At 63.2% G+C, this 266-nt stretch carries 1 protein-coding gene; it reads left to right on the top strand.

Features of this window, described 5'->3' with window-relative positions; translation table 11 throughout:
- Window positions 1-266 (top strand): NAD(P)-dependent oxidoreductase (locus AC3XQU_RS24060; protein ID WP_489876644.1); only part of this gene is annotated, 266 nt, incomplete at both ends.

The raw sequence follows: 266 nt of genomic DNA on the forward strand, positions 1-266 counted from the left end.
GGCTGTTTCTGCATCGGCACCAACCAGGTCGACCTCAACGCAGCGCGCGAGCGCGGCATCGCGGTGTTCAACGCACCGTACTCCAACACCCGTTCCGTGGCGGAACTGGTGCTGGCCGAGGCCATCCTGCTGCTGCGCGGCATCCCAGAGAAGAACGCTTCCTGCCACCGTGGCGGCTGGATCAAAAGCGCGGCCAACTCCTTCGAAATCCGCGGCAAAAAGCTGGGTATCGTCGGTTACGGCTCGATCGGTACGCAGTTGTCGGT

The organism is Telluria sp. AZSoR62 (assembly GCF_058111565.1).